The sequence below is a fragment of the Pseudomonas sp. NCIMB 10586 genome, assembly GCF_023127895.1.
Lineage (GTDB): Bacteria > Pseudomonadota > Gammaproteobacteria > Pseudomonadales > Pseudomonadaceae > Aquipseudomonas > Aquipseudomonas synxantha_A.
In genome coordinates, this window is the sequence record NZ_SPKQ01000042.1 from 651,238 (window position 1) to 675,289 (window position 24,052).

The window sequence follows — 24,052 nt, forward strand, 5'->3', positions numbered from 1 at the left end:
GAGCCAGGTTTGACGTTTGCGTTGCTGGGTGCGGGCTATGCGGCGCATGAGTCGACCTTTACTTGGTGCCACGCGCCGAACGTTTCGAAGATCCGCGCGGCGTGTGCCTCGTCGAGCGATATCGCTTCAGGTATGGCGATCCAGCCCGAGGCCACCATCTGGCTTTGGTTTGCCTCGTCGCGCAACTTCTTGTAGCAATGCTCGATCACGTCTTCGAGGTGGTCGGAGAGGTAGACGCCATCGGGCGCCACTTCCATCGACTTACTGTAGCGGTCGCCGCGGGTGTCGATGCAAAGCGCGCTGAGGTAGATCGTCCACCGGTGGGGGATGCCGCAAACGGCCTGGCCAATCTTCCCCGGTGCGATGCTCTTGAGCGATTTGTAATTGATCATGCCCTGGCGGCCGCTCGGGTCGATGTTGACCACCGCGACATGGTTGGAGGCCAGTAGCGAGCGGCACGACCGGGCGATGCGTGTTTGCAGGTTATGCGGCTTGCGCTTGCTCATAATGCCTCCGCGAGTTTGCGCAGCGCTTCACGCTCGGCTCGGGTGATGGGCGGCTTGCGGCGCTTGAGGATGGTCGTCGGATCAATCGTTTCCGAGCGCTTTGCCGGATCCGGATTGATCCCCGGACTATCGCCGATTGTGAGTTTCCCGCCGGCTGCCAGGTGCCGACGGACCTGACTGGAAAGCTCCAGCGCTTTCTCGCGCCGGAACTCGATATCTGATCTGAGGTTGCTGATCATGCTGCGACCTTGGCCAGCGTCACCCCGGCCATGCTGAAGGTTGAACCCTGCGCTGCGACCATCGCGTCGAGCGCTTCCCAATTGACAAGGAGGACGGTGATCGGCGCCTGACCATACGCTACGGCTTTCACCAGGGCCTCAAAGTCCGTCACGTTGGCCTGGAGCGCTACCTGCTCCACGGAGTGGCTCGCCACAGGGTTTGTGGCGTGGCCGGCGGGTGCAGCTGTCTGGACGGGCGCAGCGCGGACTGGCCCGGGCACAGCCACCTTCTCGACAACGGGTTCTGGCTTGATTGCTGCCAGGCGCTGGGCTTCTTGTTCTTCTGCGATTCGCTTCGCGTCGGCCTTTTCCCGCTCCGACTTCTGGTGTTCGGAGATTCGGAATTTGATCAGCGTCACCAGGTCATCATTGGCTTTGATGACCAGCTGCTGCACGTCGCTGAACAGGAAGGCATGATCAACGGCGAGCTCTGCCAGACTGGTCAGGTTCAAGCGGATGCCATCGGCGGCCTGACTTGCATCGATCTTCGCCCGTGCCAGCTCGGTATCTACTGCGTCCTGGAGGCTGGCGATGGTGCGCTTGTTCTTCATTGCGCCGGCGAAATCCGAAACGACATGAGGCAGCGTGACTTTGCCAAGCGTCTTGTTGATTGCCGCGATGTGACTCGCCAGGGCGAGCTCGGCTTTCTGCTTGATGCTGGTCTTCACCAGCAGCTCTTGAGCCTTCACCAGCTTGTCGACTTTCAGGCGAGTCTCGCGAGCATGGGCACTGATGCGATCCAGCGATGAAAACAGCTCGTCTATGCTTTTAGTTTGCGACAGGGCCTGTTTCTTGGCGACAGCGACAGCCTCCTCGACATCGCCACACCACTTGACCGCCTTCTTGGCGTCGGCGAAGTCCTGGTCGGTGGAGAGTGTGGTTTTCACCGAGTCGATGACCGCCAGGGCCGACTCTTCAAACACCTTCAGGTTGCTGGCGGTAACCATGCCGGTCAGCTCGATACGCAGGGCTGGCAATTCATCAGGTGTCTTGCCGACGACAATTGAAGGCGCGTCGGCCATCTCGAAGTTGGCCAGGTCTGCCTCGAACTGTTTCCAGCCTTCGATCAACTGGGCCGCGCGCCCGGCGACGGGTCGATACTCCATCTGCACGAAGTTCTCCGGTGTGCCGTCCGAGCAAACAAAGATGACCCTCTCAGCGCCGCTCACCAGCAGTTGCTGCTCAAGCTGCCAGTAGTAGTGCGGAGCCAGGTCGCCAGCCTTCACCTGGGCCACGACTGACTCATTCCACAGCTTGTGCTCGAACAGTGTCTCGCCGAGCATTGTGGCGCCGTCCATGGAGGCCAGCAGGTTGCCCTCAGTGGCAACGATTGGATACAGCTCTTCGCCGATCAATGCTTCAGTCAGCGGGCGGGCCAGGGCTTCAGTCGCGTGGCCCTTGTCGAAGATAAACTGCTGAGAGGGGGTGACGTCCGTTGTGATGCCGGTCTTCTTGGCGATCAGCAGGTCGGTGCGGGATTGATACTTAGAGGCGCCCATCATTGCCGGAGCTTCGGAGGCGGTGCGGAACTTGGCGCGGAGGGCAAGCCACTCGGCGGAGCCTTGAGCTACGTTGTGAATTTTCATGCTGCGTCTCCATCGAGGGCATTGAGGTTGGTGATGGTTTCGATCTGGTCATCGCGCAACGAGTACTTGCTGATGACGTTGGAAATAATGTGTTCCGGACTAGTGCGACCGGTGTCGATCAGTGGCTGCCACTTCTCGATGTTTTCAGCCAGCAGTTCGTCGGGATAGGCAGGCTTGGTGTCCGGTTCTGGTGGGGCTTGGCGCGCCGGTGAAACATCTTTGGCGACTTCTTCGAATGTCTTGCCTTCCATCTCGTCTGCCGTTGGCGCCGATCCGACTTCAGGGAATGCTTTGCGCAGAGCCTGGGCCTCGGCACATTTGGCAAGCTGGGCAAATGCTCGACGCTTCCACATGGCGTTGGGCGCCGCGGTGTCCTTGCTCGATGTCGCGTAGTTTTCAAGCCAGCGCTCATTGGCCGTGTATTCGGCAACCAAGCCGTTGCTCATCTGCCGCTTGACGGTCACGCGGCACCATTCGGGATAAGTGACCTCTACGCCGCTCAGCTTCGCAGTTACTGGCGGGCCGTATTCCGGCTCGCTGATTCCAGCGTACTGGCCGGTGCGCGCCGCCTGGATGCGGTAAAGGCCGATGCCGGGCATCACCGTGTCCTGCATCTTTTTCGTCTTGGAGTTCCAGATCGGAACGATGTGCACCGGCTTCAACATCGGGTCCAGGTGTGCGGCCTGGCAGTAGGCCAGGACCATCACAACCGAGTTCTTTTCGGCACCGGGATAGAGGCTGCTGCTCAGCACTTCAACGAGCGCGGCCTCCGACATTGCAGGTGTGTTGTCGTCCTGCTTCAATACTGCGGACATGGGGAATCCTTGCCGCGATGCTCGCAGCGATAAAAGGGGAAGGGGAAATAAGAGTTGATAAACGTTCTTATTCGCAACTAAGATACGTAATAACATTTCAACTCAACGCAAGGAGCCTCACCTATGAAAGTGCTGTCCTCACTCAAAGAAGCTAAAAACCGTCACCGTGACTGCCAGATCGTTATGCGCCGCGGCCGGATCTACGTGATCTGTAAATCCAATCCAAAATTCAAAGCGCGGCAGGGCAGTGCGAAGAACAAGAACAAGGGGAAAGGCTGATCAGTTTCCTTGCTGATCCTGCTGCTGAACCCGGTAGCGCAGGACCTGGAGCACTCGACCGCCGTAGCCTGGTTCTGCGAATTGCTCAACCGGTGGACCGAAGAAACCACGTCGTTCGGCAAGGCTGTAGGCCTCTCGAAGGTTATGAGCGCTGATATCTTCGAGCTGCTCGTCGATGAGTGATTTAACCGGTGCGGTAGTCATGCCTTCTCCTTACGCCGCCGGCTGACATCCAGGAGGCGTGCGCTATACCAATGAAATTCTTCTGCGTTGATGGCGCCAGAGGTGAAATGGCGCACGATCAAACCCTCGGCTAGGATCTCGTCGAGCGCTGGCTTGTCCGGTTCCTCAAGCGCAAAAAGCGCTTTATCGATCTCAACATAGGGGCTCACAGTTCGTTGTCCTCGGCTTGGGCGATCAGTGCGTCATCAGCCATGGGCTGAAGTAGTCGTTCGGCAATCTCGCCGAGCTTCCCAAGTGGGTGGTCGCTCCGTCCGAGTAGCTCCAGTGCTTCCGATTTCACCCTCGAACCCGCCATCCCTGCGATCAGCAAGTAGCCCAGAGCCGGAGCGTCGACGCCGCAGTCGGCAAGTAGGTTGTTGGCGTACTCATCGACAGCCAGTGCGAACTGGTAAGCCGTGACGCCTTGCTGCGGGTGCAGGTGGCGCTTGAACACCACGCTGCCACCTCTGGCCAGCTCTTCGGCAGCGTTGTACAGCCATTCACTGCGGGCCAATTGCTGAGATATTTCGCTCACCGGAGGCGGCAGTTGTTCGTCGTGCTCAAACTGAGCCTTGCGTAGTGCTGACATGGTCGCCTCCAAAGTGGCGGGTTGTTCACCTGTATTCGTCAACACTCATGCCTCCCGCTGGTTGCCGATGGGCGCGGGGGAGGAGTGCTGACGGGTAGAGGCGAGGTGTTTAAGCCCCAGTTAAGGGGCTTGAGGTGGGCGGGGTCAGACTTTGTAATGTCCGATGAACTCGGCGTGATCCGGCAATGAGGAAGAGTGGCCCCAGTCATCCGGGTTCTTTGGACCGAAGTCGCGGCAGTTCAGGCCGTGTCCCGAGGAGACCAGGACCTTTCCGCATGGCAAGACAGCGTAGTGATTTTCGGTAGTTCTGTTCTCGTCGCTGGTGTAGGTGAGGAAACCTTTTGCCAGATCCTGTTTCATTTCGTCTTACTCCGGTGTTCGGTTGTTTTCCCAATGCCCACCGCTCTGGATGGGCATCAGTGAAAAGGTCCGTCATGCTGCAGCCTTGCAGTCCGCCGCCGTCATGCGCTGCCCGTCTTCCTGCTCGACCACACACACGCCGTTGGTGTAGCCGCGATCTGCGTTGAGCCGGTTGGCCTCGCGGATGCAGGCTGCCAGGTCCTCATCGGCGAACACCTGAAGCTCGCCGCGAAGGGTGATACGAAGCACCTTGTTCATCCTGTATTCCTCCCGTTGATTTCCAATGCCGCCTCATAGAAGCGGCATCAGTAAATCTGTGGAGCCGTGACCCGCTACTGGCGTCGGTCACCGGCTTGAATTAAATGTTCTTCCAGCCGCGGACCTTTCGGCTTGTTCTCCCGCTGGATAACTGTTCTTGGCGCTTTACGCTGCACGCCCGGGTCAGTTGCCAACCCTCTGAACCGTTTAGGCCGGTTCATCGCTGCCTGTGAATCTGGGCCGGTGGTGATCCGGCAAGGGGTATCGCTAAAGAGCGGCGCAGGTTTCGCTGCTGGCCGACATTCTTCATTGCTGGCTTGAGGTGATAATCACAGAGTGTGTTTATTGTGTCAACACGAAAAGTGTTTGTATTATTCATGATTGAATCACGATGTGTGGTTTTTATAGGGTGATTGGGACGGAGGTAGCAGGAAGCCCGCCTATCGGCGAGCTCATTTAGGAATCGCAGTACTCGCGCCAGCCGATCCTGACAGCGCCGCCCTCCAAATGCTCGATCCTTATGCCAGCGGTGTCGCCGATATCCTGGATGATCTGGTGCCAGGCTTCAGGGCTTTCGTCGTCGCGTTTGGATACCTCGACCAGTTGAATCCTCTGTACCCGAGGAGAGGCGATCAAGCCTTGCAGGCGCCGGCCGACAAGCTCGTAGGAATTTCGTGGTTTTGATGGAGAGTAGGGTGCCTGAATCATGCTGCGCTCCTTTCGAATTCTGTATGCATGTACAGTATTGTTATTGGCATCTTATTGGCAATAGGGTGGCAAGGAGTTTCATGCATAAATGCATAAACCGCTTGATTAGAGACGCGCTAAGCCCATAAAAGCCCTGCTCTGTGGCGAGGTGTCTAACTGCCATCATTCGGATACAATGCGCGCCGGCCGAGCATCGGCCAAGCCAATGAAGGCGCTACGGAGTGATGGTATGAAGATGGGAAAGGCGGCGGGAGTGACAGTGCTTATTGCAATGATTGCCCTGGGCGGCTGCGCAAGCATTGTCAGCGATAGCAAGCCGAAGGTTGGGTTGTACAGCCTTCCGACGAATGCCAACTACGTAATCAAGGACAGTAGTGGAGGTGTGCTGCATAAGGGCGTCACTCCAGGTTCCGCGATTTTGGAGACGAGCAGGGGCTACTTTAAAAGCCAGAGCTACACCGTTACCTTCCAAAAAGACGGCTATGCAGAAACAACTGTCCCTCTGAAGTCGACTGTAAGCGGCTGGTACTGGGGCAACCTGCTTATTGGCGGCTTGATAGGTATGTTGATCGTTGATCCGTTGACAGGTGCCATGTATACGCTTCCAGAAGACGCTACTGGCAAGCTGAGCGCTGTAAGTCTTCCACCTTCTGCACAGCCGCAAGCCTCGGTGACGTCGCAATAATCTACAGGCATGAAAAAGCCCGCGCGCGACGGGCTTCTCTATTAAATTCTCAAGGGTTCGACTTAGTTCAGCCTCCCAAGTTGAAGCCAACTTTTTCGCACTTCACCCGAGCAAATGCCTTTGGGTGTCCACCCACACGAGCGCTATTTGTCTCCATGACTTGATCGCCACGCAGCATGAAAAACCACAATTCTTGCCCCGCATAGCCGCCATAAATATTCTTTGCATTCACGATGACGCACATCCCATACCCGAATCGAAGCCCAAAGATGCCATTCCACATCGGAATAGGGTCACCCAGAAATTGATACTTTGTTGAGTCGGGATCCGGCTGAGTCCGTGCCATATATGCTTTGATCGTACGATCGTAGTCGAATGGATAAGGTCCATAGTCCGGATTTTCAAGCTGCTCTGGAGTGGGCTTTACGCACCCGGTAAGAAGAAGCGAGGCGGCACAAGCAGCGAGCAATTTCTTAAGCATGAGGGTCTCTCTCTGACTGAGCCAGCACCTTAACATTCGTGGCGTACAGCCACTACTGGCGGGCAGGTGATCAATCAGGCCCTTGTGCCCTCAACCTAGCCAACCCCTGCTTCATATGCCCGGCGTTCTCACCAATCGTCTCCAGTGCACCACGGACATTGCCGCCAGTCTCGACACCGCCTTGGCTTTCGAAGAGCAATGTCAGCTCCATAAGTGCCGCTTCGAAGGCGAGCTGGTTCACGTAGATGCGTTCGAGCATATCGGGGGGAGTAGGGGGAGGGCATGGCGTCGTCCCCAATTGAGGGACTAGATAGCGTAGAACACGGAATTGAAGGCAAAGAAAAGCCCGCGATGGGGATGGCGGGCTTAAGGGTGTTCACAAGATGCTGTGCCTACAATAGGCGCTCTCCTGTGAAAAGGTCGTGAAAGGGCACATACAAGAAGCCCGGCTCTGGGCCGGGCCTGCGTTCTCGAGAGAGCACTGCTAGTGGATGAACTTAGCAGCGGTGAAGGCTAGCCCCGCAAGCACTCCGACAAGGCCTATAAATTTCCAGGTTTGCTCATTAATCGTTTTTTGGACATCGGTTATTGATTTTTGAAAGCTGACAGCCAGGTCCTGAACGTCCTTGCCGCTAGCTCTTACATAACCTGTAAGGTCATCCTTGGAGGCGAGCAAGGCAAGATCTGCTTTGGTTGCCATACTGGATTCAATGGCATCGAGGCGAAACTCCACGCGCACAAGCTTTTCCCGAATATCCTGGGATGCTTTTTCGAGTGCTATTACGCGGGCTTCCAATGGGTGTCCTCCAGGCGGCTCATCACCACCAGTATTGCCGGGATCCCTGGCTTTGTCACGCCCGAAGCGGTCGGGGTATTTGTCTGCAATATTTGTAACTTCAAAAGGCTTACTCACAACTCAACCCTCGGGCCAACCTCAATCACATCGACCTCTTCCAGTGCGTCCCTCAGGATTTCAAGGGAGTGAAGTCGAATATTCCCGCAGCATTTGCATATCAGCATCACCGCAGGACTGCCGGTCACAAAATAGTCAATTCCATTGGCCCAAGGGAGTGACACGCCCGTTACCCCGGCGTAGGACGGAAGCTCCCAATCGTCGGATTCGCAGAGAACGCAAGCAGGATGTTTAACCCTTTCCGTGAGCAACTGAGCCAGCTTCTCCGTGTTAAGGCGCATTTCGATTTTCGAAGTCATGGTCCCTCTTGATGCTAAGTTGCAAAAAAATAACTTCAGCGCTTACTAGCTTCGCCCCGCACAATCCTTCCCACCGTCACCTATAGCTCGTCACGCCGCCTGCTAACCTTGCTTGGGGCGGTCTGGCTCATGCGGTTCATCCAGGCTTTGTGCCAATCTCTCTGTTGAAAGCGTCGGCACAGAAATACTGCCCCGGCGGCAACACCTGCAACAGCTAGGGTGATGTAGTCGAAGCGCTCTCCCTGGACGCCTGCAAATGCCAACGCAAGCATTGCTGAAAAGCCCCCGGCCATCGCTCCAAGAATGGAATCCCTAGCCTCAGTCGGCTCCGGCCTTGGCCCTTTGATTGAAGTAATAAGTCGTTCCGCTTCCTTGTGCCGCGCCCAGTAGGCTTCACTGCTTTCCTGCTGATCCAAGACATCTCCTACAAGTCCGTGCCTATCAACTCAACCAGCTTTGACTCTGCTGACCAAGCCGACCTTCACTTCCTCGGCATACCCCACCACCCTGTCAGCTTCCTCATAAAGCGTACCCACCAACCCCATCAGGGCTATGGCGTCGGCATCACTGAGCTTTTCGGCGAGCTTAACCAGATCAATACAGGACTGCTCAAGGTTTGAGGCAATCGCCTTCAGGTCGCGGCGCAGTTGCTGGTTTGGCTTCGTGAGGGACATAGGGCCTACTGAAAAGCATCAGTAAAACTTCTGCAGCGCCTGAACAACCACGCCCACGATCCGGCAGTTCTCGTCTACCGCCTCAATTGGGTAGCTCGGGTTCAATGGCTTCAGGAACAGCCGGCCGCCATCGCTGACCAGCTTCTTGAACGTCGCCTCATTGCTATCCGGTAGCTTGGCCACCACCAGCTTACCTGGTGCAACCTCAGCCTCTGTGTCCACTAGGATCAGAGTGCCCTCGGTGATGCTCTGGCCGGCGGGTGCCGTCATCGAGTCACCTTTCACCTTCAGCCAAAACGAGGTGCCCTTGGAGTCGTACTCCGAGAACTCATAGCTGTCCGAGAATCCAGCCGGGTATGGCTCAACGGCCTCCGCCCAGGCGCCAGCGGCGACCCAGCTGATTACTGGGTAGCGGAATGATTTGATGGGTTGGGCGGCGATTGAAATATTCGAGGGGCTTTCGCCAGGCAAAAGCAGCGCTGCCGGATCGACTTTCAGTTCATGGGCAATCTTGGCGATATCGTCAAGGTTTGGCTCCCGAGCATCTTTCTCATAGTTTCCTATGCGCGATTGGGATTTCCACCCGCACGCCTTTGCTAAGGCAGCCTGAGAAAGCCCTGCTTTTTCTCTGTAGTGAGCGATGCGCGATCCGAGTGTCTTCATGGATCGAATTTTAATCACGGAGTGAAATAAATTCCGCACACTTATTGTGTTTGCCAATAACACGTTATGTGTTTATCCTTGGTTTAATGACCGCAGGAGCAACGCAATGAACCTCATAGCAGAGTTTCGTGAGGAGGCCGGAATCACCCAGGCAGCCTTGCACCGAAAGCTCAACTGGAAGCAGTCGCGGCTCGCTAACTACGAGTCGGGGGCACGCCCATTGAAGCTTGAAGATGCCCGGAAGATCGTCCAGGCGCTGAATGAATTAGGTGCGAAATGCACTTTGGATCGCGTTTTTCCGCAGCGATCTTCTACGGATGTTCGGGCCGCCTAAGCGACATCCCCGCCCGCCATTCCATTGGAGCCAGATTAGAAGAGAGTAGTCCCCATGCATACGTCCAGTTCCAGACACACCGTACAAACCCGTGATCAGGTGCTGGTCGCCCATGCTCAAAACCAGATCGCCCGCACCAGCTTGAGCCAGGACGATTTCGCCCAGGCGCTGAGCCGTGAGCTGCACCTGTCGATTCCCGGTCGAGCCAAGGAAAAGGTCGTTCCTGACTTCAATTCAACCGTGCTGACCGGCGACGTTAATGAGTTCGTGAAGGCCACCGGCCGCTGGCTCAAGCGCGTTCAGCGCTGGCTGAACGGCGATCAGGAAATGCCGTCCTGGCTAGAAGAATCGTGGGTCAACGCCCTTGAGCCTGAGTACCGCGATCACTGCCTGAACGAACTAGCGAGCCGCCACGGCCTGACCGGCGCCCGCCAGATGACCAGCGACCAATGCGCGAACAAAAGCTTCGGCGCTCTCATCCGCGCCCTGGGCGATGTGATCGATACCGGCAGCGAAGTCTTCGATGACCAGGTGATGTGCGAACTGGATCTTCCGCACTTGCCGGCGTTCGCCAAGCAGTGCCGCCAGGTTGAAGCGAAGGCGGGGGAGTTGGGGCGCCGTGCCGAGCAGTTGCTCGCTTCGGTCCAGCGAAATTTGAAATCTGTTTCCTGATTTCCCGCGCATGCGCGGAAATCGGTGCCCATTGGGTTCGCACTATGAATTAAGCGGATCGGAAACCCAGGCACAAAAAAGCCGACGGTCGAGGTCGGCTAATTCGATAACACTTTGTGAGGCCGATTATATGCAAACCCCGCCACATATCAATAGCACTACCAATCTCGCGCCACGTTTTTCGCATTCTGAAAACGTGGCGCGGACTATGTCGTCACGCGAGATCGCGAATCTCACCGGCAAACGTCACCCAGACGTGAAACGCGATATTCAGGCCATGGCCGTAGAGCTGAAAGTAGATGTGAGCGAATTTGCTCACATTTACAACGACAGCCGGAATCGAGAGCAGGTTGAGTATCTGCTTGACCGCGAACACACGGATTGCCTGCTGACAGGGTACAGCGCGGGTCTGCGCATGAAAGTGATCCGTCGCTGGCGTGAACTGGAACAGCAGCAGGGTGCTCGCGAACAGGTCCAGCTCACCGGCACCAAGGTAATCGGCGAGATCGCCATAATGGAGTGTTTCACGCGCCTGCTGAAGCCTGCCGCGTCCTGTCAGATGGCAATGCTCACCAAGATCGCCCAGAACAATGGCCTGGATCCGAAGTTCCTCCCAGGGTACGCCGTTGACGCCGCCCCTGATGCCGCTGGTGGCTCTTCGATGCCCACCAAGGCAATCACTGCCCTGATCAAAGGCCACGCCATCGCCAGCACGGCCCGCGCTTTCAACCTTGCATTGGAGGCTCACGGCTTCCTCAAGGTCCTCCAGCGAAAAAACTCCAGGCAGGAAATGGTGGACTTCTGGTCTGTGACCGAGAAGGGCATGACCTACGGCAAGAACCTCACCAGTCCTCAATGCCCCCGCGAGACGCAGCCTCACTGGTACGTGGATCGCTTCCTTGAATTGGCCGCTAAGGTCGGGAAGGCCTGACATGCAATTCACCGTCACGATTAACCAGGTGAAGGCGCTGGAGTGGGGGCTGAATTCTCAGCAGGCCCTGCTGTTCGCCTTCGTCTACGGCTGCCCAAGTTGGACCAAGGCAATCAAAACTGATGGGGGGATCTTCTTCGCGTTGAGTAAGGCCAAGATCATCGAGGAGCTACCTTTGCTCACCGATAAACCGGACACCGCCTACCGCATGTTGAAGGCCCTTGAAGAGGCCGGTTTGATTGAGCTTTCCAGCACTTCGAACATCACACTGTTCCGCCTCACAGAGAAGGCTGTCGAGTGGAACCAGAAACTCGACGGGTCGGAAAAATATCCGACCCCACCAAAAAACAAAGGTCGGAAAATTATCCGATCTACCTCGGATAAATCTCCGAGCAAGGTCGGAAAAAAATCCGAGCAAGGGTCGGATAAATCTCCGACAAATCAGGATACCAATCATCAGGGTACCAATCAGGACACTAGTCAGGACTTGCAGGACGCCACCGGCAAACCGGCTCAGTCCCGCGGCTTGGTGCTGGTGGTTGAACGCACCGATATTCCCCGGGTCGAGATCCCCGCCGACATGCCCGGCCCCAAAGACCAGGCCTGTAAGACCTTCAAAGTTTGGGCGAACTACGCCATGGCTTACCGCAAGCGTTACAGCGCCTGGCCTGTGTGGAATGCCAAGGTCGGTGGTCAGCTCGGCCAACTGGTCGATCGCCTGGGCGCCGACGTTGCCCACCACGTGGCAGCCCACTTCCTGAAAACCAGCGATGCCGCTGTCCTGCGCAAGTGCCACAGCCTCAACGAACTGCTGGCCAACGCCGAGAGCTACCACACCCAGTGGGTGACCGGACAGCGCGTCAACGGCACAACCGCCCGCCAGATGGAACGAACCGAGGCCAACCTCTCCGCAGCCGAGCAGGCCGCCCAGATGGTTTTGGCCAAACGCCAAGCAGGTGACCGCAATGAATACCTCTGAAATGAACGACCAGCAGGTTGCCGGACTGGCCGCTGCCATCTGCGCAACGGCCGAGGCCATGGGCCAGGAAATGAACCCCGGTACCGCCGCGATGATGGCGGAAGACCTCTGTGCCTACCCGGTGCCTGTCGTCAAAGCCGCGTTGAAGGCCTGCCGCTTCGAGGTGAAGGGCAAGTTGGCAATGGCTGACATCCTGCAACGCGTCCAGTCCTCCGACGGCCGTCCCGGCAAGGACGAGGCCTGGGCCATCGCCATGACCACCAACGACGAATTTGAAACCGTGGTGCTGACCGACGAGATCCAGCTGGCCCTGGCAGCCGCGAAACCCATCTTGGATGGCGGCGACAAGATCGGCGCACGCATGGCTTTCATCGACGCCTACCAAAGGTTCGTGGGCCAGGCCCGCGAGGATGCGAAGGCGGTCAACTGGCACGTATCCGTAGGCTTCGACGCCGACCGCCGTATCCAGGCTGTGACCAAGGCGATGGAGTTAAAGCGTATCCCGCGCGAACACGCCCAGAAGTACCTGGCGGACCTGAGTGTCGAGCCAGTCACCGAAGACGGTCGGGCGATTGCTGGTTTGCTCACCGGCACCGTTACGCGGCCAGCGCCGGCTCTCCGCGAAAAGCTCGAGCTGGTGAAGTCGTCGATGCTGGAGATGCGTGCAGCCAGCGCCGAGAAAAAAGACGAGATGCGCATTGAGGCAGCCAATGGGTTGGCGGATCGCCGAGCGCTGCTGATCAAGCAGGCCCAGGAACTGGAAGAGAAGAGGGCGGCGCAATGACCAAGCCAGCGAAGCCTCGCCTGATGCCCGTGTACCTGGTGCTGCGCCGCCTGGTTGATCCTGCCACCGGCAAGGAGGTGGCCGCGTTCGTGCCGTCTTCCGACGCTGATCGGTCGATCCTTCGTGAGCGTGATTTCCGGATCAACACCAAGATCCGCGCCGACCTTAAGCAGCCCCGTAATCCACGGTTCAATGGCTTGGTCCATGGCCTGGGCCGAGTGTTGAGCCAGAACATCGATCGGTTCTCCGGCAAGCAGTCACACGACGCCATCAAGGCGTTGCAACTGGAGTCTGGCGTGTACTGCGACGAGGAACTGTTCGACATCCCTGGCCTGGGCCAGCTCACCCGCAAAACACCCCGCAGCCTTTCCTACGATTCGATGGGGGAGGAGATATTCCAAGATTTTTGGCGCCAGTGCTGCGCGTACCTGGTGCTGCATGACTGGCCAACGCTCACGGAAGAGCGCCTGACCGAAATGGCAGAGTTTGAAGCATTCAAGGAGGTTGCATGAGTCACGACAACGGATACGGAAAGCCTTGCCCTAATTGCGGTGAGCCTATGAGCAACATGCCAAGCCTGAACAAGCGCCAGTGCGCTACAGGCTGCAAGGAGAAGTTCGACTGGAAGCTGTCCCAGGGTCAGGCGCCATTGTTCGGTAACAACCGGCAGACAGCCAAGGAGGTTGTATGAAGCGCACCCCGCTGCAACGCAAAACCCCGCTCAAGTCTGGTGCATCACGCCGCAAGCGCTGCCCTGAGTGCCTAGTGATGTTCGCGCCTACCCGTGACTCGCAGGCGGTTTGCGGTGAGATCGAATGCGCGATTGCTCATGGACAGTCCGAGAGAGGGAAAGCGACCGCTCGCAAGGCGCTGGCAGAGGTAGGGCGCCGGGAGATCAAGGTCCGCAAGGAGGCCTTGAAGAGTCGTGCCGACCACATGAAAGATGCTGAGAAGGCCGTACGCGACTACCGACGCACCTATGAACTGAGTATTGGCAGTGGCTGCATCAGCTGTGGCGAGTCGCAGGAATCAATCCTCCATGCCCAGGGCTGGAAGACTGGCGGGGCATTCGATGCGGGCCACTTCCTTGGCAAGGGTGCCCGACCAGAGTTAAGGCTGGTGCCCACCAATATCTGGCTCCAGTGCAAAAGCTGTAACGCGGGTTCATCCAAGTTCGCCCGAAAAGGCGAAACGGTTTCCCAGGGCTTCCGTGCTGGGCTGATCGCCCGAATCGGCCTGGATGCTGTCGAGGTGCTGGAAGCCGACCACATGCCACGCAAAGAAACCGTAGAACAACTGAAAGCCATCACCGCCGAATATCGGGCAAAGACCAGAGAACTCAAGAGGGCTGCAGCATGACCTATCGCAACGTTGTTTCAGCAGTAGTTCGAGCCCTTGCGGCCGAAACCATTAACTCCGCCGGCGGCTGCGACTTCGAGCCCAAGGTGCAGTGCGCCAAGCAGAAGGGGGAGATCGTCGGCAAGGAGGCGGCATTCCTCCAGGACTGCTGGGTATTCGGTCGGCTGCACAAGGCGTTGACTCCGGCACACTGGCGGGCACTCGTGGCGAAGTACTCTACGCACCACGAGCGCAAGCACGGCGCCATTTTGGAACTGCTGAACTCGGTGAAGACGCCGGCGCCGAAACGCTTCCGGGAATGTGCTGTGCTGACCTGGGCCATTCCGCAAGTGGCAGGCGCCGAGGGCAAGCGCTCCGCCGCAGTGCTACCGGCAGCTTGGTACGACATTACCAACTGGGATAACGACGGCAAGCCAGAATCGACTCGTTACCGGTGGCGCTCAGGGATTCGCAAGTCGCTCGATGACCAGGTGAACGAGGCGCTCACTGCCGCTCAGGAACTGCTCGACGCAGAGGGGCTTATCGAAAGTTGCGCCGCGTAGCAAAAAGCCATTGCACTGAGTGAGAAAGTGAGAGAGTATTTATCCATCCTGTCGATCTTGCGCGTTGAGGTTGCACAGTAAAGCCCGGCATGAAGTCGGGCTTTTTCATGTGAGGCAAAGGATGATGCGAACTCTCTTACTTCTCGGAATGTTGATCTCGCCTTTGGCGTTTGCCGACACAATCGAGCCCTCACATGACTGTAGCCAGCCGAGTGTTCCATACGAATTTGAAGACCAGGACGAGCGTGATCAATTCAACGCTGAGGTGGAGGAGTACAAATCCTGCATCACTGACTTCGTAGAGGAGCAGCAAGACGCTATTCGGAAGCATAAATCTGCGGCTGATGACGCCATTGAAGAGTGGAACTCGTTCGCCCGATCGACATAACCGCTACGCATTTCTCCAAGCCTCGCCCAGTGCGGGGCTTTTTATTGCCCACGGAAAGGGCGATTCAGCAAAAGGAATTTGCAGATGTTGAAAGAATTCAGATGCGGTAACTGCAAAAGACTTCTCGCCCGTACGGGTGGGTTTACAGAGCTCCAGATCAAGTGTTCCCGATGCGGGACGTTGAATCACGTGAAGGCCACGAGCCTCGAGCAATCGCCTTTGAGCGACATGAAAGCGGAATCCTCCGCGACAAATCATTCGACTCAATAGGTGAAAAAATGGAACTTCCAGCCATTAATATTACAGCTCCAGAACCATTCTACCCAGGCCTCAACCAGACGGGTGGCGCAACCATGCAAAGTCCAATGGTGGCATTCAATGGGATGCAATTGATCAGGAATGGGTACTATGCCAAGAACATGTGGCGCGAGGTATTAGTTAAGCACTGTTCGGAAGTTGATTTTTATATTGGTCGCTACGGTAAATTTGAGCCTTGGATGCTGGGTTCTAATACATTTGGCCGGGACTTGAAAGTTCTATCTTTCGCGGACAATTATATGTGTAGTACAGGTGTCAGTCCGGCAGTCGCTCTGTCTTATGCGTATCGCAATCCTTTGCTGGTGACATCTACCGTTCCGACGCAAGAAGTGAAACAAATTTCTGCATCAGAACTTGGCCCTGTGTCTGCATTGGGTCATTTCATAAACGGTAAAGGTGCCACCGTCCGGATGGATATTACCAAACTAGGACTGAATCCATCGGTTACTAAAATTCCGATGCTTGAGCAGCAGTTCAGTGCTCTGTCCATTGGCACTACGAGGATCGTGCTGGATAAGGTTCCTTACAATACTTTCGACGATTCTTTCAATACGGGTTCCGTTCTTGGGAATATCACCCTGAAGATCGAAGGTAATGCTACCAAGTATGAAGGCGGCGCCGTGGTATTTAATGGTGAGGCTCGTGCTTATAACGACAAGTATGACGCGAATCAAGGATCCTTCCGAAATGCGTTGCCCGAGGCGGCGACGACGGTTCTACGAGCGATTCAAAACGGGACAGGCGCTCAGGAATTTGAAATCGAAATCAGGGGCTCGCTGCCGATCGATATCCATCGGTAACTGAGTCATTGTAGGCGGGGGAGATCTCTTCTGGGCACGGTCATGCCAGCTATTGGCATGACTGCTATTTGTGGGTTTTGTGTGGAGATTTGTGATTTTTCGAATGAGTGGTTTGACGGACCCAAAAAAACACCTCTAATATTGATCAATATTTCGGACGATTGATCTTGATGGAGTTGGGTTAGTATGAGCTCATTGAAGTGGTATTTTTTTCTTGTCTTCTTATCGTTGTTAGCGTTTCTTTTATACGTGTACTCAGTTGCTGGTGCGCTCGAAAATCCGAATGATCCAAGCGATACAGTCGGGGTTCCGGCAGCATATATTTTCTCATCCTTCATTATGGGGTTGGGTGCGATTTCTTGGGGTCTGTCATTGATTGGCTTGCTGGCTTGTAAGGTTGTGAGTATTGAGCATTCTAGAACGAAGCTTTTCATCTCCAGCCTTGCTAACTTTCCCTTGCTTTTAACGTGTGTCCTTGGTGTTTTTTCGGTGGCGGCATTTTCGTACGATTCGATAGTCGGGGTCTTAAGTGGGGTATTGTTTTTTTTGGTTGTGATTTTGCTTTGTGTGGGGTTGATTCGAGTTGTTAAACCAAGTCGATCATCGATTTAGAATTTATTTTAGGTTCTCAGAGGGCGAGCCTGACATTTTCGGGCGGTTCTGGTCGCTACCAAATAACTTTATGGCCTCGACATTGATCGAGGCCTTTTCGTTTTCGGCTCCACCATACCCATTGCTCCGAGCTGGGAGTGCATTCTGAGCCGATTCAATTCCGCAGGTCATGGCCTGTCGTATCCCTAACTCCCTGACGGGGAGGAACCGAGATGTCCAACATGCCAGACAAACCAGACACCTGGGCGATAGCGCTTGCGTGGTTGAGCCAGCATTCGCCAATCCTCTATGCGGCAGCGTTGTCCTGTGCGATGGCTGTCCTGCGAATCACCTACGGCGGCGGCACACGTCGCCAGATGATCGTGGAGGGCGCCATCTGTGGCGGCCTGGCCGTGACCATAATCAGCGGGCTTGAGTTCTTTTCGCTCCCGCAGAGCATGGCCACCTTCGTCGGCGGCTGGGTTGGCTTCCTTGGCGTAGAGAAGATCCGGTCCATTGCTGACCGGGTGACTGACTTCAAGCTGCCAGGCCGTAAGGCTGAGTAATCCGCGCCACGTTTTCGAATGTGCCCAATCGTGGCGCGGAACAATGAGGAACCTCCCATGGACAACCAGCACCAGAAAATCACCGGCTATCGCGACCTGAGCCAGTCCGAGATCGACGGTATGAACTCTATCAAGGCGCTCGAAGCTGATGCCGGCGAGCTGTTCAAGCAGATCGGCCGTATTGAGGGTGTAGACCTGCGGTTGCTGGCCCTGGCCAAGACCAACCTACAACAGGGTTTCATGTGGTTCGTGCGCTCGATCGCCAAGTCAGCCGACCTGTTCGCCTGATTCGCTCTCCAGCCACTATAGCTCCGCGTTCGCCCAATCATACGAACGCGGATATCTGTTGCCGAGTTGGTGTCAGGCGCGGTTCAAGTTATGGAACCACGTCGGGTAAAAGTTGCTCAGGACAAACTGGATGATTGAACCTGGTACTGTGAAGCAGCGCTCACGATCGCTGAAAGGCATGCAGCCATCTTGGCCGTTAATGATTTCTAGGTGGCGATCCATTCCTTCCGAAAGCTCCTTAAAGAAGGACTCGTCCGGAAGAAAATCGACGAAAACAAGATTGTCATAGGTCAATTTGAGCGTTTTCCTTGCGGTGTCAAGCTCGCTACTAGATGCGCGGCGCGGTTCATTAAGCACGATTTTGGCCGCAAAGAAATTGGCAATACAGTTTGTGAGCTTTTGCTGATCAATCTGCGTGTTGTTCTCTTGCATGTGGTGGCTCTCTGTGAGGTTGGAGGGGGGAGCATGTAGTAACTGCATACGCCCAACTTGAAACCATATCAATCCTAAACCGAACGGGGTTTGACCAAGCTCAAGGGATCTCTTTGGCGCGGTGAAGCTGGCCGAGCAGGCGTCGATTTGCTGCTGCATGGCGGAGAAGGGTAGGTGTGCCGCAGGTGAGTGCGGCACGGGTGTATCACTTCACTTTTAGTGCCGCTTGGATTTGATCTGCGTACAACGAAAGATTTCCGAATTCGACCTTGAGACTCGTCGCATCAGCGCCTGATGCCTTGGCGCGGATGATCTCGATAGCCGCTGCAACTGCCTTGGCCCGATAGTCCAGTTCATCTGTATTTCGTGGGCCAGCGGCGATTACATAGCTTGCTGCATTGTCGTTCGACATTTCTACATCCCTGCTGTTGAGTTGATCACTACCAATACCGGCAACGCGCCACTATTTCAAGCTGGAGGGCACAAGTGAAAAGGCCGCTCCCGCCAAAATCGTTACTTGAGTTGTCCGACCTCTCTGACTTCGGTATCCGCCTAACACCTGCACCCGAGGTGTGGGAATGGCTACAGGCCGAGGTACTCGCTGACACTGGCAGTATTCATAACGAAGACCATGCCCATTTGCTGGATGCAGACATCCAGGTCATGTGGGCGTCATCGAGCTTCGCCAAGCAGGGCCGCACAGTCCTGGGCCAGGCCGAGCAGGTAGCGTTCCGCGCCGGCGGTTGGCAGAAAGCCCGGATGGAGCAACAGATGCGTGATTGGTTCGGCGAGGTGCCGGCCTTCATCATCACGCTGGCTGCTGACTACTGCGCCCAGTGCAGCGACACCGACTTCTGCGGACTGGTAGAGCATGAGCTTTATCACATCGCCCACGCTAACGATAGGTACGGCCAGCCAGCCTTTACCAAGGAAGGGGCGCCGAAGCTGGAGATGCGTGGTCACGACGTCGAAGAGTTCGTCGGTGTGGTCCGCCGCTATGGTGCGAGCCCTGACGTTCAAGCGTTGGTGGATGCTGCAAACAGTCCTGCTGAGGTGGGGAAATTGAACATATCGAGGGCCTGCGGAACCTGTCTGCTCAAGTCGGCCTGATTCCATGACAGGTATTGACGGATGACGACCATATGGCAGTACTACGAAGCGAGGTTAAAGCCTTCATCGTTCAGGCTCTTGCCTGCTTCGATACGCCATCCCAGGTGGTAGCAGCGGTCAAGACAGAATTCGGGGTTGAGATCACCCGCCAGCAGTGCGAAACGCATGATCCGACAAAGTTCGCTGGGAAGAAACTCGGCAAGACCTGGGTGGACTTATTTCACGCCGCCCGAAAGCAATTCCGCGAAGAGACTACGGATATTCCCATCGCTAACCGTGCGTACCGGCTTCGCGGCCTGGGGCGGATGGCTGAAAAGGCCGAGAACATGCGCAACCTGGCGCTGACTGCTCAGCTTTACGAGCAAGCCGCCAAGGAGGCCGGAGACGTCTACGTCAATCGCCGCGTTGAACCTGACAAGTCGCTGGATGAAGAAATCAAACGGCTCGAGATCGAGAAGCGTAAGGCCGAGCTCAAGCTGATAGAGAAGGGCGGTGGCAACTCCAATGCCCAACTGCTGGCCGATTTGATCGCGAGGCTGCCGTCATGATCGCGAACACTGGCAACCTGATGCTGGACCGCCAGCTGTCCCGCTGGTATCCGCTGAAGGATCACCCGGTGCAGCTCGCCTTGGTGGCGGCCGTATCGGAAGGCATTCGATTCCCTCTGGTGCCGGCTGGGCGACGCAGCGGCAAGACAGAGCGGTTCAAGCGTTTCGTGGTGAAGCAGGCATCGGCCTACACCGGCATGTACTTTGCCGCAGCGCCGACACACGCCCAGGCCAAGAAGATCTTCTGGGATGACCTCAAGGCCTTCACGCTGTGCTGCATGCACAGTCGCCGGCCGTCCGAGTCGGACCTGATCATCTACCTGGACAACGGTAGTGAGATTCACGTCATCGGCCTGGACAAGCCGCAGCGGATTGAGGGTATTCCCTGGACCGGCGGCGGCATTGACGAATTTGCCGACATCAAGCCGGATGCCTGGGAGGCAAACATTCTCCCGGCGCTGAACACCGTCAACCCGACCATGCCGGATTATCGCGCCTGGTGCTGGTTGCTCGGCGTACCTGACGGCTTGAACCACTACTACGACCTGTGTATGCAGGCGGAGTCGGGGAATGACCCGAACTTCCGTGTGTTCCATTGGAAATCGGCCGAGATTCTTCCGGCGGATGTGATGGACGCAATGAAGCGAGCCATGTCGGCCAAGCAGTTCAAGCAGGAATTTGAAGCGTCGTTCGAAACGGCGTCTGGCCGGATCTACGAGGACTACAGCAAGGCCAACACCACGGATGCAGTCATCGAGCCGCACGAGCAACTGATGTGGATGCACGACCAGAACTTCACGCCCCTGTCTTCGGCCATCGGTGTGCGGCGTAACGACGGCAAAGACCTCTATCTACTGGATGAGATCGTGCTGATCAGTGCCGTATCGAAGCAGTCGGCGACCGAGTTCGTAGACAAGTTCAAGAACCACAAGAACAAGCATGTCCTGATCTACGGCGACCCAGCAGGCAAGGCGGGCGAGAAGCACGGTCACGCATCTGACTACACCGATATCGAGGGCGTGCTGAAGGCCAATGGTTGGACGTACACGCGCAAGGTCAAATCTGCCCACCCAGCCATCAAGGACCGGCAGAACGCCGTACGGGCGAAGATCCTGACTGCTTCGGGCGAAACCAGCCTGTTCATTAATCCTGTTACCGCCCCCTGGTGTCACAAGGGCTTGAGTACGGTTCAGCTTCAAGCCGGCTCTACGTTCCAGGAAGACCAGAAAAACGACTACCAGCACATCACGACAGCTATCGGTTATTGCATCGATGTTGAGTGGCCGTGCCTCAAGCGCACAGCATCCACCGAATCCCTGAGAATGTGACCCCATGAGCAATGACCCAAGCAAAACGCTACCGGCAGTAGACGCCATGCGCGAAGACTGGGCTCTTGTTGACGCGCTTATGGGCGGAACGAAGGCAATGCAGCTGGCGGGCAAGGTTTACCTGCCGAAGTGGCCCAAGGAAGACGACGACGCCTACAAGGAGCGCCTGTCGCTGTCCACGCTGCTCCCGGCGTTCAGCGAGACGGTCCAGAACATGAAGGGCAGGGTGTTCGCCGAGAACATTGTGCTTGGCGAGGATGTGCCCGACTCGATCAAGGCCTACGTGCAGAACTTCGACCGCCAGGGCAACAACCTGCAAGTCTGGGCTCAGCAGCTGTTCACGGTCGGGCTTTCCCACGGACTTTGCCATGTGCTGGTTGATTACCCGAAGACGAAGGACGAGCAAGGCAACTCTGTCGTACGCACTGCTGCTGACGAAAAGGCCGCCGGCGTTCGCCCGTATGCGGTGATGATCCACCCTCAGCAGGTGATTGGCTGGCTCACCGAAGAAAAGGGCGGCGAATGCTCGTTGTCCCAGTTCTGGTATGCGGAGGCGGTCGAAGAGCGCGCAGGCGATTTCGGTGTGACAGTCATTCCGCAGATCAGGGTTTTGATCCCTGGTGGCTGGAGGGTGTATCGCAAGACCGAAGACGACAACGGGAAAAAAGAGTGGACCAAGACCGATGAAGGCACGAACACGCTCCCGATCATCCCGCTGGCCACGTACTACACCAAACGCACGGGGTTCATGACCGCTACGCCGCCGCTGCTGGAGCTGGCGCACCTCAATAAGAAGCACTGGCAGTCCCAAAGCGATCAGGACAACATCCTGCACGTAGCCCGCGTTCCGATGCTGATGATCTCCGGTATAGACGACGATGCTTTTGAGCTGAAGGTCGGTACCAGTTCCGCTACCAAGCTGCCTACCGGTGGCGACATGAAGTGGGTAGAGCATACCGGCGCCGCCATCGAGGCTGGCCGCAAATCGCTGGAAGATCTTGAAGATCAGATGCGCATCGCTGGTGCGAAGCTGCTTCAGAAGGACAAGCAGACCACGAAGACGGCGACCCAGGCCGAGGAAGAGGCGGCTCAGGAAATGAGCCCGCTGCAAACCATGGCCAGCCAACTGGAGGACACGCTTGACCAGGTGCTTCAGTTCTTCGCGCTCTGGAAGGGCGAGAAGGAAGGGGGTCACGTGAAGGTGAATGGTAACTTCGACGTGGACTTCGCGCCGGAAACCACGCTTCCACTGCTACTCAACATGGCAACCCAAGGCCGCCTCTCTGACGAAACCCTGTTCAATGAGTACAAGCGCCGCGGCGTAGTCTCGGATGACATTGAGTGGGAGGTCGAGAAACAGAAGATTGCCGACCAGGGGCCCGCGCTCGGAGCTCTTTAAATGGCGACGGTCAACGAGATTCTTCAGGACGAGCATATCGCCCACGCGGTATCGCTGGAGAAGTACAAGCTCGGTGTGGTGCGGCGCATCATCGCTCTGCTCAATCAGTCGGATGGCAGGTTATCGGCAGCGCTGACTGAAGCGCTTGAGCGGATGCCCGCCGAAGCGTTCACCGTTGAACGCTTGGAGCTGTTGCTGGATGAGGTGAGGGCGGTTAACGCGCAGGCATATGATCAAGTGTTCAAAGCGCTTGAGGCTGACCTACAGGAGCTTGCTGGCTACGAAGCCAACTGGCAGCAGACATTGTTTCATCAGGCGCTGCCGGAACCGGTGCTGGTGCGCTTCCCGTTGGTGAGTATCAGTTCCGAGCAAGTCTACGCGGCCGCGATGTCTCGTCCGTTCCAGGGACGCCTGTTGCGCGACTGGGGCATGCAGGTAGGCGCCGAGCGCATGGTCAAGGTCCGCAATGCCATCCGATCTGGCTACCTCGAGGGCAGAACCACCGACCAGATCATCCGCAGCATTCGCGGTACCAGGGCGGCCGGCTATGCCGATGGCTTCCTTGAGCGGCCACGGAAGGACCTGGCAGCGGTCGTGCAAACGGCCGTAAGCCACACCGCAGCCACGGCACGAGAACAGTTCAATGTTGCGAACAGCGAAATCCTGAAAGCTGAGGACTGGCTCAGCACCCTGGACACGAAGACCTCCACCGACTGCATCATCCGTGACAAGCTTTCGTATGAGGTTGGCACGCACAAGCCGATAGGGCACAAGGTGCCGTGGCTACAAGGCCCTGGGCGAATTCACTTCTGCTGCCGCAGCACTTCAACGCCGCGAACCAAGTCGTGGCGAGAGCTTGGCATTCCCATTGATGAGATGACACCAGGTCAGAGGGCTAGCATGGATGGTCAGGTGCCGGGAGATACGAACTTCAGCACTTGGCTTTCTCGCCAGTCCGATGCACGCAAATCTCAAGTCCTTGGCCCGGTGCGGTACCAACTTTACAAGGACGGCAAGAACCTTGAGGATTTCTACTCGTCTACAGGCGAATGGTTAACCCTGGAGCAGATCAAGCAGCAGGATTCGCAGGCGTTCGCTAAGATGGCGGCATGACCGACAAGCAGAAGCTTCACCTCATTCAAGGCACGCCAGCCCCGGACACTCCGGCGGAGCAGGTGCGCAAGCGGGTTAGAGGGATGCCCAAGCCGGCAACGATGGTCCAGTGCCATCGCTGCGGCGGTCGCGAGGTGATCGAAACGAAGATCGGTGTGCTGATGAAGAATGGCAAGCCGACTGGCGGGACGAGGACGCTGATTTGTGTGGGGTGCTTGCTGCGCGGCGATAGAGTCGTTCTTTAGTACGCCTGA

Annotated in this window: 41 protein-coding genes; 22 read left to right on the plus strand and 19 right to left on the minus strand. The window is 56.7% G+C overall.

Annotated features, from left to right (window positions below; genetic code table 11):
- Positions 1 to 35 precede the first annotated feature (35 nt).
- The 4 genes from E4P01_RS18350 to bet are packed head-to-tail and all read right to left on the minus strand — an operon-like array spanning position 36 to position 3,173.
- A complete protein-coding gene (locus E4P01_RS18350) occupies positions 36 to 506 on the minus strand; it encodes a hypothetical protein (protein ID WP_216091675.1) in 471 nt (156 codons plus the stop codon).
- Positions 503 to 745, minus strand: coding sequence for a hypothetical protein (locus E4P01_RS18355; RefSeq protein WP_216091674.1), 243 nt, complete (start codon positions 743 to 745; stop codon positions 503 to 505). Before E4P01_RS18355 ends, E4P01_RS18350 begins: the two co-directional genes overlap by 4 nt.
- Positions 742 to 2,370 carry a YqaJ viral recombinase family protein gene (locus tag E4P01_RS18360; RefSeq protein ID WP_216091673.1) on the minus strand — a complete coding sequence of 543 codons (1,629 nt, stop codon included), beginning with the start codon at positions 2,368 to 2,370 and terminating at the stop codon, positions 742 to 744. Before E4P01_RS18360 ends, E4P01_RS18355 begins: the two co-directional genes overlap by 4 nt.
- A complete protein-coding gene (gene bet / locus E4P01_RS18365; RefSeq protein WP_216092172.1) occupies positions 2,367 to 3,173 on the minus strand; it encodes a phage recombination protein Bet in 807 nt (268 codons plus the stop codon). Before bet ends, E4P01_RS18360 begins: the two co-directional genes overlap by 4 nt.
- 135 nt (positions 3,174 to 3,308) lie before the next feature.
- Here bet and ykgO point away from each other — a divergent pair, with 135 nt between their 5' ends.
- The gene (ykgO, locus tag E4P01_RS18370; protein WP_019816741.1) at positions 3,309 to 3,464 is read left to right on the plus strand and encodes a type B 50S ribosomal protein L36; all 156 of its coding nucleotides are present in this window, start codon (positions 3,309 to 3,311) and stop codon (positions 3,462 to 3,464) included.
- On the opposite strand, the gene E4P01_RS18375 is transcribed toward ykgO, so the two are convergent.
- From E4P01_RS18375 to E4P01_RS18400, 6 genes are all read right to left on the minus strand, one after another.
- The gene (locus E4P01_RS18375; RefSeq protein WP_032880664.1) at positions 3,465 to 3,668 is read right to left on the minus strand and encodes a hypothetical protein; all 204 of its coding nucleotides are present in this window, start codon (positions 3,666 to 3,668) and stop codon (positions 3,465 to 3,467) included.
- Positions 3,665 to 3,856, minus strand: a complete 192-nt coding sequence (locus tag E4P01_RS18380; RefSeq protein ID WP_032880665.1) for a hypothetical protein — start codon at positions 3,854 to 3,856, stop codon at positions 3,665 to 3,667. The genes E4P01_RS18375 and E4P01_RS18380 overlap by 4 nt, the downstream gene beginning before the upstream one ends.
- Positions 3,853 to 4,275 carry a hypothetical protein gene (locus E4P01_RS18385; RefSeq protein WP_216091672.1) on the minus strand — a complete coding sequence of 141 codons (423 nt, stop codon included), beginning with the start codon at positions 4,273 to 4,275 and terminating at the stop codon, positions 3,853 to 3,855. The genes E4P01_RS18380 and E4P01_RS18385 overlap by 4 nt, the downstream gene beginning before the upstream one ends.
- A 144-nt stretch (positions 4,276 to 4,419) precedes the next feature.
- Positions 4,420 to 4,635: a hypothetical protein gene (locus E4P01_RS18390; RefSeq protein ID WP_216091671.1), complete on the minus strand. Its 216-nt coding sequence runs from the start codon at positions 4,633 to 4,635 to the stop codon at positions 4,420 to 4,422.
- Between the two features lie 72 nt (positions 4,636 to 4,707).
- Positions 4,708 to 4,893: a hypothetical protein gene (locus E4P01_RS18395; RefSeq protein ID WP_216091670.1), complete on the minus strand. Its 186-nt coding sequence runs from the start codon at positions 4,891 to 4,893 to the stop codon at positions 4,708 to 4,710.
- Positions 4,894 to 5,349: 456 nt separating this feature from the next.
- The gene (locus E4P01_RS18400; protein ID WP_216091669.1) at positions 5,350 to 5,601 is read right to left on the minus strand and encodes a DUF1654 domain-containing protein; all 252 of its coding nucleotides are present in this window, start codon (positions 5,599 to 5,601) and stop codon (positions 5,350 to 5,352) included.
- 229 nt (positions 5,602 to 5,830) lie between these two features.
- Between E4P01_RS18400 and E4P01_RS18405 the strand changes: the two genes are divergently transcribed.
- Positions 5,831 to 6,286 carry a hypothetical protein gene (locus E4P01_RS18405; RefSeq protein ID WP_216091668.1) on the plus strand — a complete coding sequence of 152 codons (456 nt, stop codon included), beginning with the start codon at positions 5,831 to 5,833 and terminating at the stop codon, positions 6,284 to 6,286.
- A gap of 67 nt (positions 6,287 to 6,353) precedes the next feature.
- On the opposite strand, the gene E4P01_RS18410 is transcribed toward E4P01_RS18405, so the two are convergent.
- The 7 genes from E4P01_RS18410 to E4P01_RS18440 form a co-directional block, all read right to left on the minus strand.
- A complete protein-coding gene (locus E4P01_RS18410) occupies positions 6,354 to 6,767 on the minus strand; it encodes a hypothetical protein (RefSeq protein ID WP_069868617.1) in 414 nt (137 codons plus the stop codon).
- A gap of 70 nt (positions 6,768 to 6,837) precedes the next feature.
- Complete coding sequence (locus E4P01_RS18415; protein ID WP_216091667.1) at positions 6,838 to 7,026, minus strand: hypothetical protein; 189 nt, start codon at positions 7,024 to 7,026, stop codon at positions 6,838 to 6,840.
- 225 nt (positions 7,027 to 7,251) lie between these two features.
- Positions 7,252 to 7,680, minus strand: coding sequence for a hypothetical protein (locus E4P01_RS18420; RefSeq protein WP_216091666.1), 429 nt, complete (start codon positions 7,678 to 7,680; stop codon positions 7,252 to 7,254).
- Positions 7,677 to 7,979: a hypothetical protein gene (locus tag E4P01_RS18425; protein ID WP_216091665.1), complete on the minus strand. Its 303-nt coding sequence runs from the start codon at positions 7,977 to 7,979 to the stop codon at positions 7,677 to 7,679. Before E4P01_RS18425 ends, E4P01_RS18420 begins: the two co-directional genes overlap by 4 nt.
- A gap of 80 nt (positions 7,980 to 8,059) precedes the next feature.
- Positions 8,060 to 8,395, minus strand: coding sequence for a hypothetical protein (locus E4P01_RS18430; RefSeq protein ID WP_216091664.1), 336 nt, complete (start codon positions 8,393 to 8,395; stop codon positions 8,060 to 8,062).
- 30 nt (positions 8,396 to 8,425) lie between these two features.
- Entirely contained in the window at positions 8,426 to 8,653 is a 228-nt protein-coding gene (locus tag E4P01_RS18435) for a hypothetical protein (protein ID WP_216091663.1), read from the minus strand.
- A gap of 18 nt (positions 8,654 to 8,671) precedes the next feature.
- The gene (locus tag E4P01_RS18440; RefSeq protein ID WP_216091662.1) at positions 8,672 to 9,379 is read right to left on the minus strand and encodes a LexA family transcriptional regulator; all 708 of its coding nucleotides are present in this window, start codon (positions 9,377 to 9,379) and stop codon (positions 8,672 to 8,674) included.
- A 43-nt stretch (positions 9,380 to 9,422) separates the two neighbouring features.
- Here E4P01_RS18440 and E4P01_RS18445 point away from each other — a divergent pair, with 43 nt between their 5' ends.
- From E4P01_RS18445 to E4P01_RS18505, 14 genes are all read left to right on the plus strand, one after another.
- Complete coding sequence (locus tag E4P01_RS18445; protein WP_216091661.1) at positions 9,423 to 9,650, plus strand: helix-turn-helix transcriptional regulator; 228 nt, start codon at positions 9,423 to 9,425, stop codon at positions 9,648 to 9,650.
- 54 nt (positions 9,651 to 9,704) lie between these two features.
- A complete protein-coding gene (locus E4P01_RS18450) occupies positions 9,705 to 10,322 on the plus strand; it encodes a hypothetical protein (RefSeq protein WP_216091660.1) in 618 nt (205 codons plus the stop codon).
- A gap of 130 nt (positions 10,323 to 10,452) precedes the next feature.
- Positions 10,453 to 11,253 (plus strand): Rha family transcriptional regulator, encoded by an 801-nt coding sequence (locus tag E4P01_RS18455; RefSeq protein WP_216091659.1) that lies wholly within the window; start codon positions 10,453 to 10,455, stop codon positions 11,251 to 11,253.
- Between the two features lies 1 nt (position 11,254).
- Entirely contained in the window at positions 11,255 to 12,232 is a 978-nt protein-coding gene (locus tag E4P01_RS18460; protein WP_216091658.1) for a phage replication protein, read from the plus strand.
- Positions 12,219 to 13,016: a hypothetical protein gene (locus E4P01_RS18465; protein WP_216091657.1), complete on the plus strand. Its 798-nt coding sequence runs from the start codon at positions 12,219 to 12,221 to the stop codon at positions 13,014 to 13,016. Before E4P01_RS18460 ends, E4P01_RS18465 begins: the two co-directional genes overlap by 14 nt.
- Positions 13,013 to 13,528 carry a hypothetical protein gene (locus E4P01_RS18470; RefSeq protein ID WP_216091656.1) on the plus strand — a complete coding sequence of 172 codons (516 nt, stop codon included), beginning with the start codon at positions 13,013 to 13,015 and terminating at the stop codon, positions 13,526 to 13,528. The genes E4P01_RS18465 and E4P01_RS18470 overlap by 4 nt, the downstream gene beginning before the upstream one ends.
- A 47-nt stretch (positions 13,529 to 13,575) precedes the next feature.
- Complete coding sequence (locus tag E4P01_RS28255) at positions 13,576 to 13,707, plus strand: hypothetical protein (RefSeq protein WP_282442973.1); 132 nt, start codon at positions 13,576 to 13,578, stop codon at positions 13,705 to 13,707.
- Complete coding sequence (locus tag E4P01_RS18475) at positions 13,704 to 14,375, plus strand: recombination protein NinG (RefSeq protein ID WP_216091655.1); 672 nt, start codon at positions 13,704 to 13,706, stop codon at positions 14,373 to 14,375. The genes E4P01_RS28255 and E4P01_RS18475 overlap by 4 nt, the downstream gene beginning before the upstream one ends.
- Positions 14,372 to 14,917, plus strand: a complete 546-nt coding sequence (locus tag E4P01_RS18480; RefSeq protein WP_216091654.1) for a hypothetical protein — start codon at positions 14,372 to 14,374, stop codon at positions 14,915 to 14,917. The genes E4P01_RS18475 and E4P01_RS18480 overlap by 4 nt, the downstream gene beginning before the upstream one ends.
- A gap of 472 nt (positions 14,918 to 15,389) precedes the next feature.
- Positions 15,390 to 15,575 (plus strand): Com family DNA-binding transcriptional regulator, encoded by a 186-nt coding sequence (locus E4P01_RS18485; protein ID WP_081044268.1) that lies wholly within the window; start codon positions 15,390 to 15,392, stop codon positions 15,573 to 15,575.
- 8 nt (positions 15,576 to 15,583) lie between these two features.
- The gene (locus tag E4P01_RS18490; RefSeq protein ID WP_164699541.1) at positions 15,584 to 16,423 is read left to right on the plus strand and encodes a lipid II-degrading bacteriocin; all 840 of its coding nucleotides are present in this window, start codon (positions 15,584 to 15,586) and stop codon (positions 16,421 to 16,423) included.
- Positions 16,424 to 16,609: 186 nt separating this feature from the next.
- The gene (locus E4P01_RS18495; protein ID WP_216091653.1) at positions 16,610 to 17,035 is read left to right on the plus strand and encodes a hypothetical protein; all 426 of its coding nucleotides are present in this window, start codon (positions 16,610 to 16,612) and stop codon (positions 17,033 to 17,035) included.
- A gap of 212 nt (positions 17,036 to 17,247) precedes the next feature.
- Positions 17,248 to 17,580 (plus strand): phage holin, lambda family, encoded by a 333-nt coding sequence (locus E4P01_RS18500; RefSeq protein ID WP_216091652.1) that lies wholly within the window; start codon positions 17,248 to 17,250, stop codon positions 17,578 to 17,580.
- A gap of 57 nt (positions 17,581 to 17,637) precedes the next feature.
- A complete protein-coding gene (locus tag E4P01_RS18505) occupies positions 17,638 to 17,868 on the plus strand; it encodes a hypothetical protein (protein WP_216091651.1) in 231 nt (76 codons plus the stop codon).
- Positions 17,869 to 17,940: 72 nt separating this feature from the next.
- Here the strand turns inward: E4P01_RS18505 and E4P01_RS18510 are convergent, their stop codons facing one another.
- Together E4P01_RS18510 and E4P01_RS18515 are read right to left on the minus strand one after the other, a co-directional pair.
- Positions 17,941 to 18,498 (minus strand): hypothetical protein, encoded by a 558-nt coding sequence (locus E4P01_RS18510; protein ID WP_216091650.1) that lies wholly within the window; start codon positions 18,496 to 18,498, stop codon positions 17,941 to 17,943.
- A gap of 7 nt (positions 18,499 to 18,505) precedes the next feature.
- On the minus strand, positions 18,506 to 18,712 hold the full coding sequence (locus E4P01_RS18515; protein WP_216091649.1) for a hypothetical protein: 207 nt from the start codon (positions 18,710 to 18,712) through the stop codon (positions 18,506 to 18,508).
- 74 nt (positions 18,713 to 18,786) lie between these two features.
- Between E4P01_RS18515 and E4P01_RS18520 the strand changes: the two genes are divergently transcribed.
- Genes E4P01_RS18520 through E4P01_RS18545 form a run of 6 tightly spaced genes read left to right on the plus strand, consistent with a single transcriptional unit; the run spans position 18,787 to position 24,043 of the window.
- Positions 18,787 to 19,410 carry a putative metallopeptidase gene (locus tag E4P01_RS18520; protein WP_216091648.1) on the plus strand — a complete coding sequence of 208 codons (624 nt, stop codon included), beginning with the start codon at positions 18,787 to 18,789 and terminating at the stop codon, positions 19,408 to 19,410.
- A gap of 32 nt (positions 19,411 to 19,442) precedes the next feature.
- The gene (locus E4P01_RS18525) at positions 19,443 to 19,958 is read left to right on the plus strand and encodes a DUF2280 domain-containing protein (RefSeq protein WP_216091647.1); all 516 of its coding nucleotides are present in this window, start codon (positions 19,443 to 19,445) and stop codon (positions 19,956 to 19,958) included.
- Complete coding sequence (locus E4P01_RS18530; RefSeq protein ID WP_216091646.1) at positions 19,955 to 21,286, plus strand: hypothetical protein; 1,332 nt, start codon at positions 19,955 to 19,957, stop codon at positions 21,284 to 21,286. Before E4P01_RS18525 ends, E4P01_RS18530 begins: the two co-directional genes overlap by 4 nt.
- A 4-nt stretch (positions 21,287 to 21,290) precedes the next feature.
- Positions 21,291 to 22,685 carry a DUF4055 domain-containing protein gene (locus tag E4P01_RS18535; RefSeq protein WP_216091645.1) on the plus strand — a complete coding sequence of 465 codons (1,395 nt, stop codon included), beginning with the start codon at positions 21,291 to 21,293 and terminating at the stop codon, positions 22,683 to 22,685.
- On the plus strand, positions 22,686 to 23,798 hold the full coding sequence (locus E4P01_RS18540) for a hypothetical protein (RefSeq protein WP_216091644.1): 1,113 nt from the start codon (positions 22,686 to 22,688) through the stop codon (positions 23,796 to 23,798).
- Complete coding sequence (locus E4P01_RS18545; protein ID WP_216091643.1) at positions 23,795 to 24,043, plus strand: hypothetical protein; 249 nt, start codon at positions 23,795 to 23,797, stop codon at positions 24,041 to 24,043. The genes E4P01_RS18540 and E4P01_RS18545 overlap by 4 nt, the downstream gene beginning before the upstream one ends.
- Positions 24,044 to 24,052 lie beyond the last annotated feature (9 nt).

Excerpts from the sequence above, each read along its gene's own strand:
- E4P01_RS18525 (WP_216091647.1), top strand. The coding sequence starts at position 19,443 with ATGGCAGTACTACGAAGCGAGGTTAAAGCCTTCATCGTTCAGGCTCTT.
- E4P01_RS18385 (WP_216091672.1), bottom strand. The coding sequence starts at position 4,275 with ATGTCAGCACTACGCAAGGCTCAGTTTGAGCACGACGAACAACTGCCG.
- E4P01_RS18425 (WP_216091665.1), bottom strand. The coding sequence starts at position 7,979 with ATGACTTCGAAAATCGAAATGCGCCTTAACACGGAGAAGCTGGCTCAG.
- E4P01_RS18415 (WP_216091667.1), bottom strand. The coding sequence starts at position 7,026 with ATGCTCGAACGCATCTACGTGAACCAGCTCGCCTTCGAAGCGGCACTT.
- E4P01_RS18505 (WP_216091651.1), top strand. The coding sequence starts at position 17,638 with ATGGACAACCAGCACCAGAAAATCACCGGCTATCGCGACCTGAGCCAG.
- E4P01_RS18495 (WP_216091653.1), top strand. The coding sequence starts at position 16,610 with ATGAGCTCATTGAAGTGGTATTTTTTTCTTGTCTTCTTATCGTTGTTA.
- E4P01_RS18405 (WP_216091668.1), top strand. The coding sequence starts at position 5,831 with ATGAAGATGGGAAAGGCGGCGGGAGTGACAGTGCTTATTGCAATGATT.
- E4P01_RS18470 (WP_216091656.1), top strand. The coding sequence starts at position 13,013 with ATGACCAAGCCAGCGAAGCCTCGCCTGATGCCCGTGTACCTGGTGCTG.
- E4P01_RS18500 (WP_216091652.1), top strand. The coding sequence starts at position 17,248 with ATGTCCAACATGCCAGACAAACCAGACACCTGGGCGATAGCGCTTGCG.
- E4P01_RS18350 (WP_216091675.1), bottom strand. The coding sequence starts at position 506 with ATGAGCAAGCGCAAGCCGCATAACCTGCAAACACGCATCGCCCGGTCG.
- E4P01_RS18485 (WP_081044268.1), top strand. The coding sequence starts at position 15,390 with ATGTTGAAAGAATTCAGATGCGGTAACTGCAAAAGACTTCTCGCCCGT.
- E4P01_RS18355 (WP_216091674.1), bottom strand. The coding sequence starts at position 745 with ATGATCAGCAACCTCAGATCAGATATCGAGTTCCGGCGCGAGAAAGCG.
- E4P01_RS18455 (WP_216091659.1), top strand. The coding sequence starts at position 10,453 with ATGCAAACCCCGCCACATATCAATAGCACTACCAATCTCGCGCCACGT.
- E4P01_RS18490 (WP_164699541.1), top strand. The coding sequence starts at position 15,584 with ATGGAACTTCCAGCCATTAATATTACAGCTCCAGAACCATTCTACCCA.
- E4P01_RS18445 (WP_216091661.1), top strand. The coding sequence starts at position 9,423 with ATGAACCTCATAGCAGAGTTTCGTGAGGAGGCCGGAATCACCCAGGCA.
- E4P01_RS18400 (WP_216091669.1), bottom strand. The coding sequence starts at position 5,601 with ATGATTCAGGCACCCTACTCTCCATCAAAACCACGAAATTCCTACGAG.
- E4P01_RS18540 (WP_216091644.1), top strand. The coding sequence starts at position 22,686 with ATGGCGACGGTCAACGAGATTCTTCAGGACGAGCATATCGCCCACGCG.
- E4P01_RS18530 (WP_216091646.1), top strand. The coding sequence starts at position 19,955 with ATGATCGCGAACACTGGCAACCTGATGCTGGACCGCCAGCTGTCCCGC.
- E4P01_RS18360 (WP_216091673.1), bottom strand. The coding sequence starts at position 2,370 with ATGAAAATTCACAACGTAGCTCAAGGCTCCGCCGAGTGGCTTGCCCTC.
- E4P01_RS18410 (WP_069868617.1), bottom strand. The coding sequence starts at position 6,767 with ATGCTTAAGAAATTGCTCGCTGCTTGTGCCGCCTCGCTTCTTCTTACC.
- ykgO (WP_019816741.1), top strand. The coding sequence starts at position 3,309 with ATGAAAGTGCTGTCCTCACTCAAAGAAGCTAAAAACCGTCACCGTGAC.
- E4P01_RS18535 (WP_216091645.1), top strand. The coding sequence starts at position 21,291 with ATGAGCAATGACCCAAGCAAAACGCTACCGGCAGTAGACGCCATGCGC.
- E4P01_RS18515 (WP_216091649.1), bottom strand. The coding sequence starts at position 18,712 with ATGTCGAACGACAATGCAGCAAGCTATGTAATCGCCGCTGGCCCACGA.
- E4P01_RS18475 (WP_216091655.1), top strand. The coding sequence starts at position 13,704 with ATGAAGCGCACCCCGCTGCAACGCAAAACCCCGCTCAAGTCTGGTGCA.
- E4P01_RS18395 (WP_216091670.1), bottom strand. The coding sequence starts at position 4,893 with ATGAACAAGGTGCTTCGTATCACCCTTCGCGGCGAGCTTCAGGTGTTC.
- E4P01_RS18375 (WP_032880664.1), bottom strand. The coding sequence starts at position 3,668 with ATGACTACCGCACCGGTTAAATCACTCATCGACGAGCAGCTCGAAGAT.
- E4P01_RS18450 (WP_216091660.1), top strand. The coding sequence starts at position 9,705 with ATGCATACGTCCAGTTCCAGACACACCGTACAAACCCGTGATCAGGTG.
- E4P01_RS28255 (WP_282442973.1), top strand. The coding sequence starts at position 13,576 with ATGAGCAACATGCCAAGCCTGAACAAGCGCCAGTGCGCTACAGGCTGC.
- E4P01_RS18480 (WP_216091654.1), top strand. The coding sequence starts at position 14,372 with ATGACCTATCGCAACGTTGTTTCAGCAGTAGTTCGAGCCCTTGCGGCC.
- E4P01_RS18545 (WP_216091643.1), top strand. The coding sequence starts at position 23,795 with ATGACCGACAAGCAGAAGCTTCACCTCATTCAAGGCACGCCAGCCCCG.
- E4P01_RS18390 (WP_216091671.1), bottom strand. The coding sequence starts at position 4,635 with ATGAAACAGGATCTGGCAAAAGGTTTCCTCACCTACACCAGCGACGAG.
- E4P01_RS18435 (WP_216091663.1), bottom strand. The coding sequence starts at position 8,653 with ATGTCCCTCACGAAGCCAAACCAGCAACTGCGCCGCGACCTGAAGGCG.
- E4P01_RS18465 (WP_216091657.1), top strand. The coding sequence starts at position 12,219 with ATGAATACCTCTGAAATGAACGACCAGCAGGTTGCCGGACTGGCCGCT.
- E4P01_RS18460 (WP_216091658.1), top strand. The coding sequence starts at position 11,255 with ATGCAATTCACCGTCACGATTAACCAGGTGAAGGCGCTGGAGTGGGGG.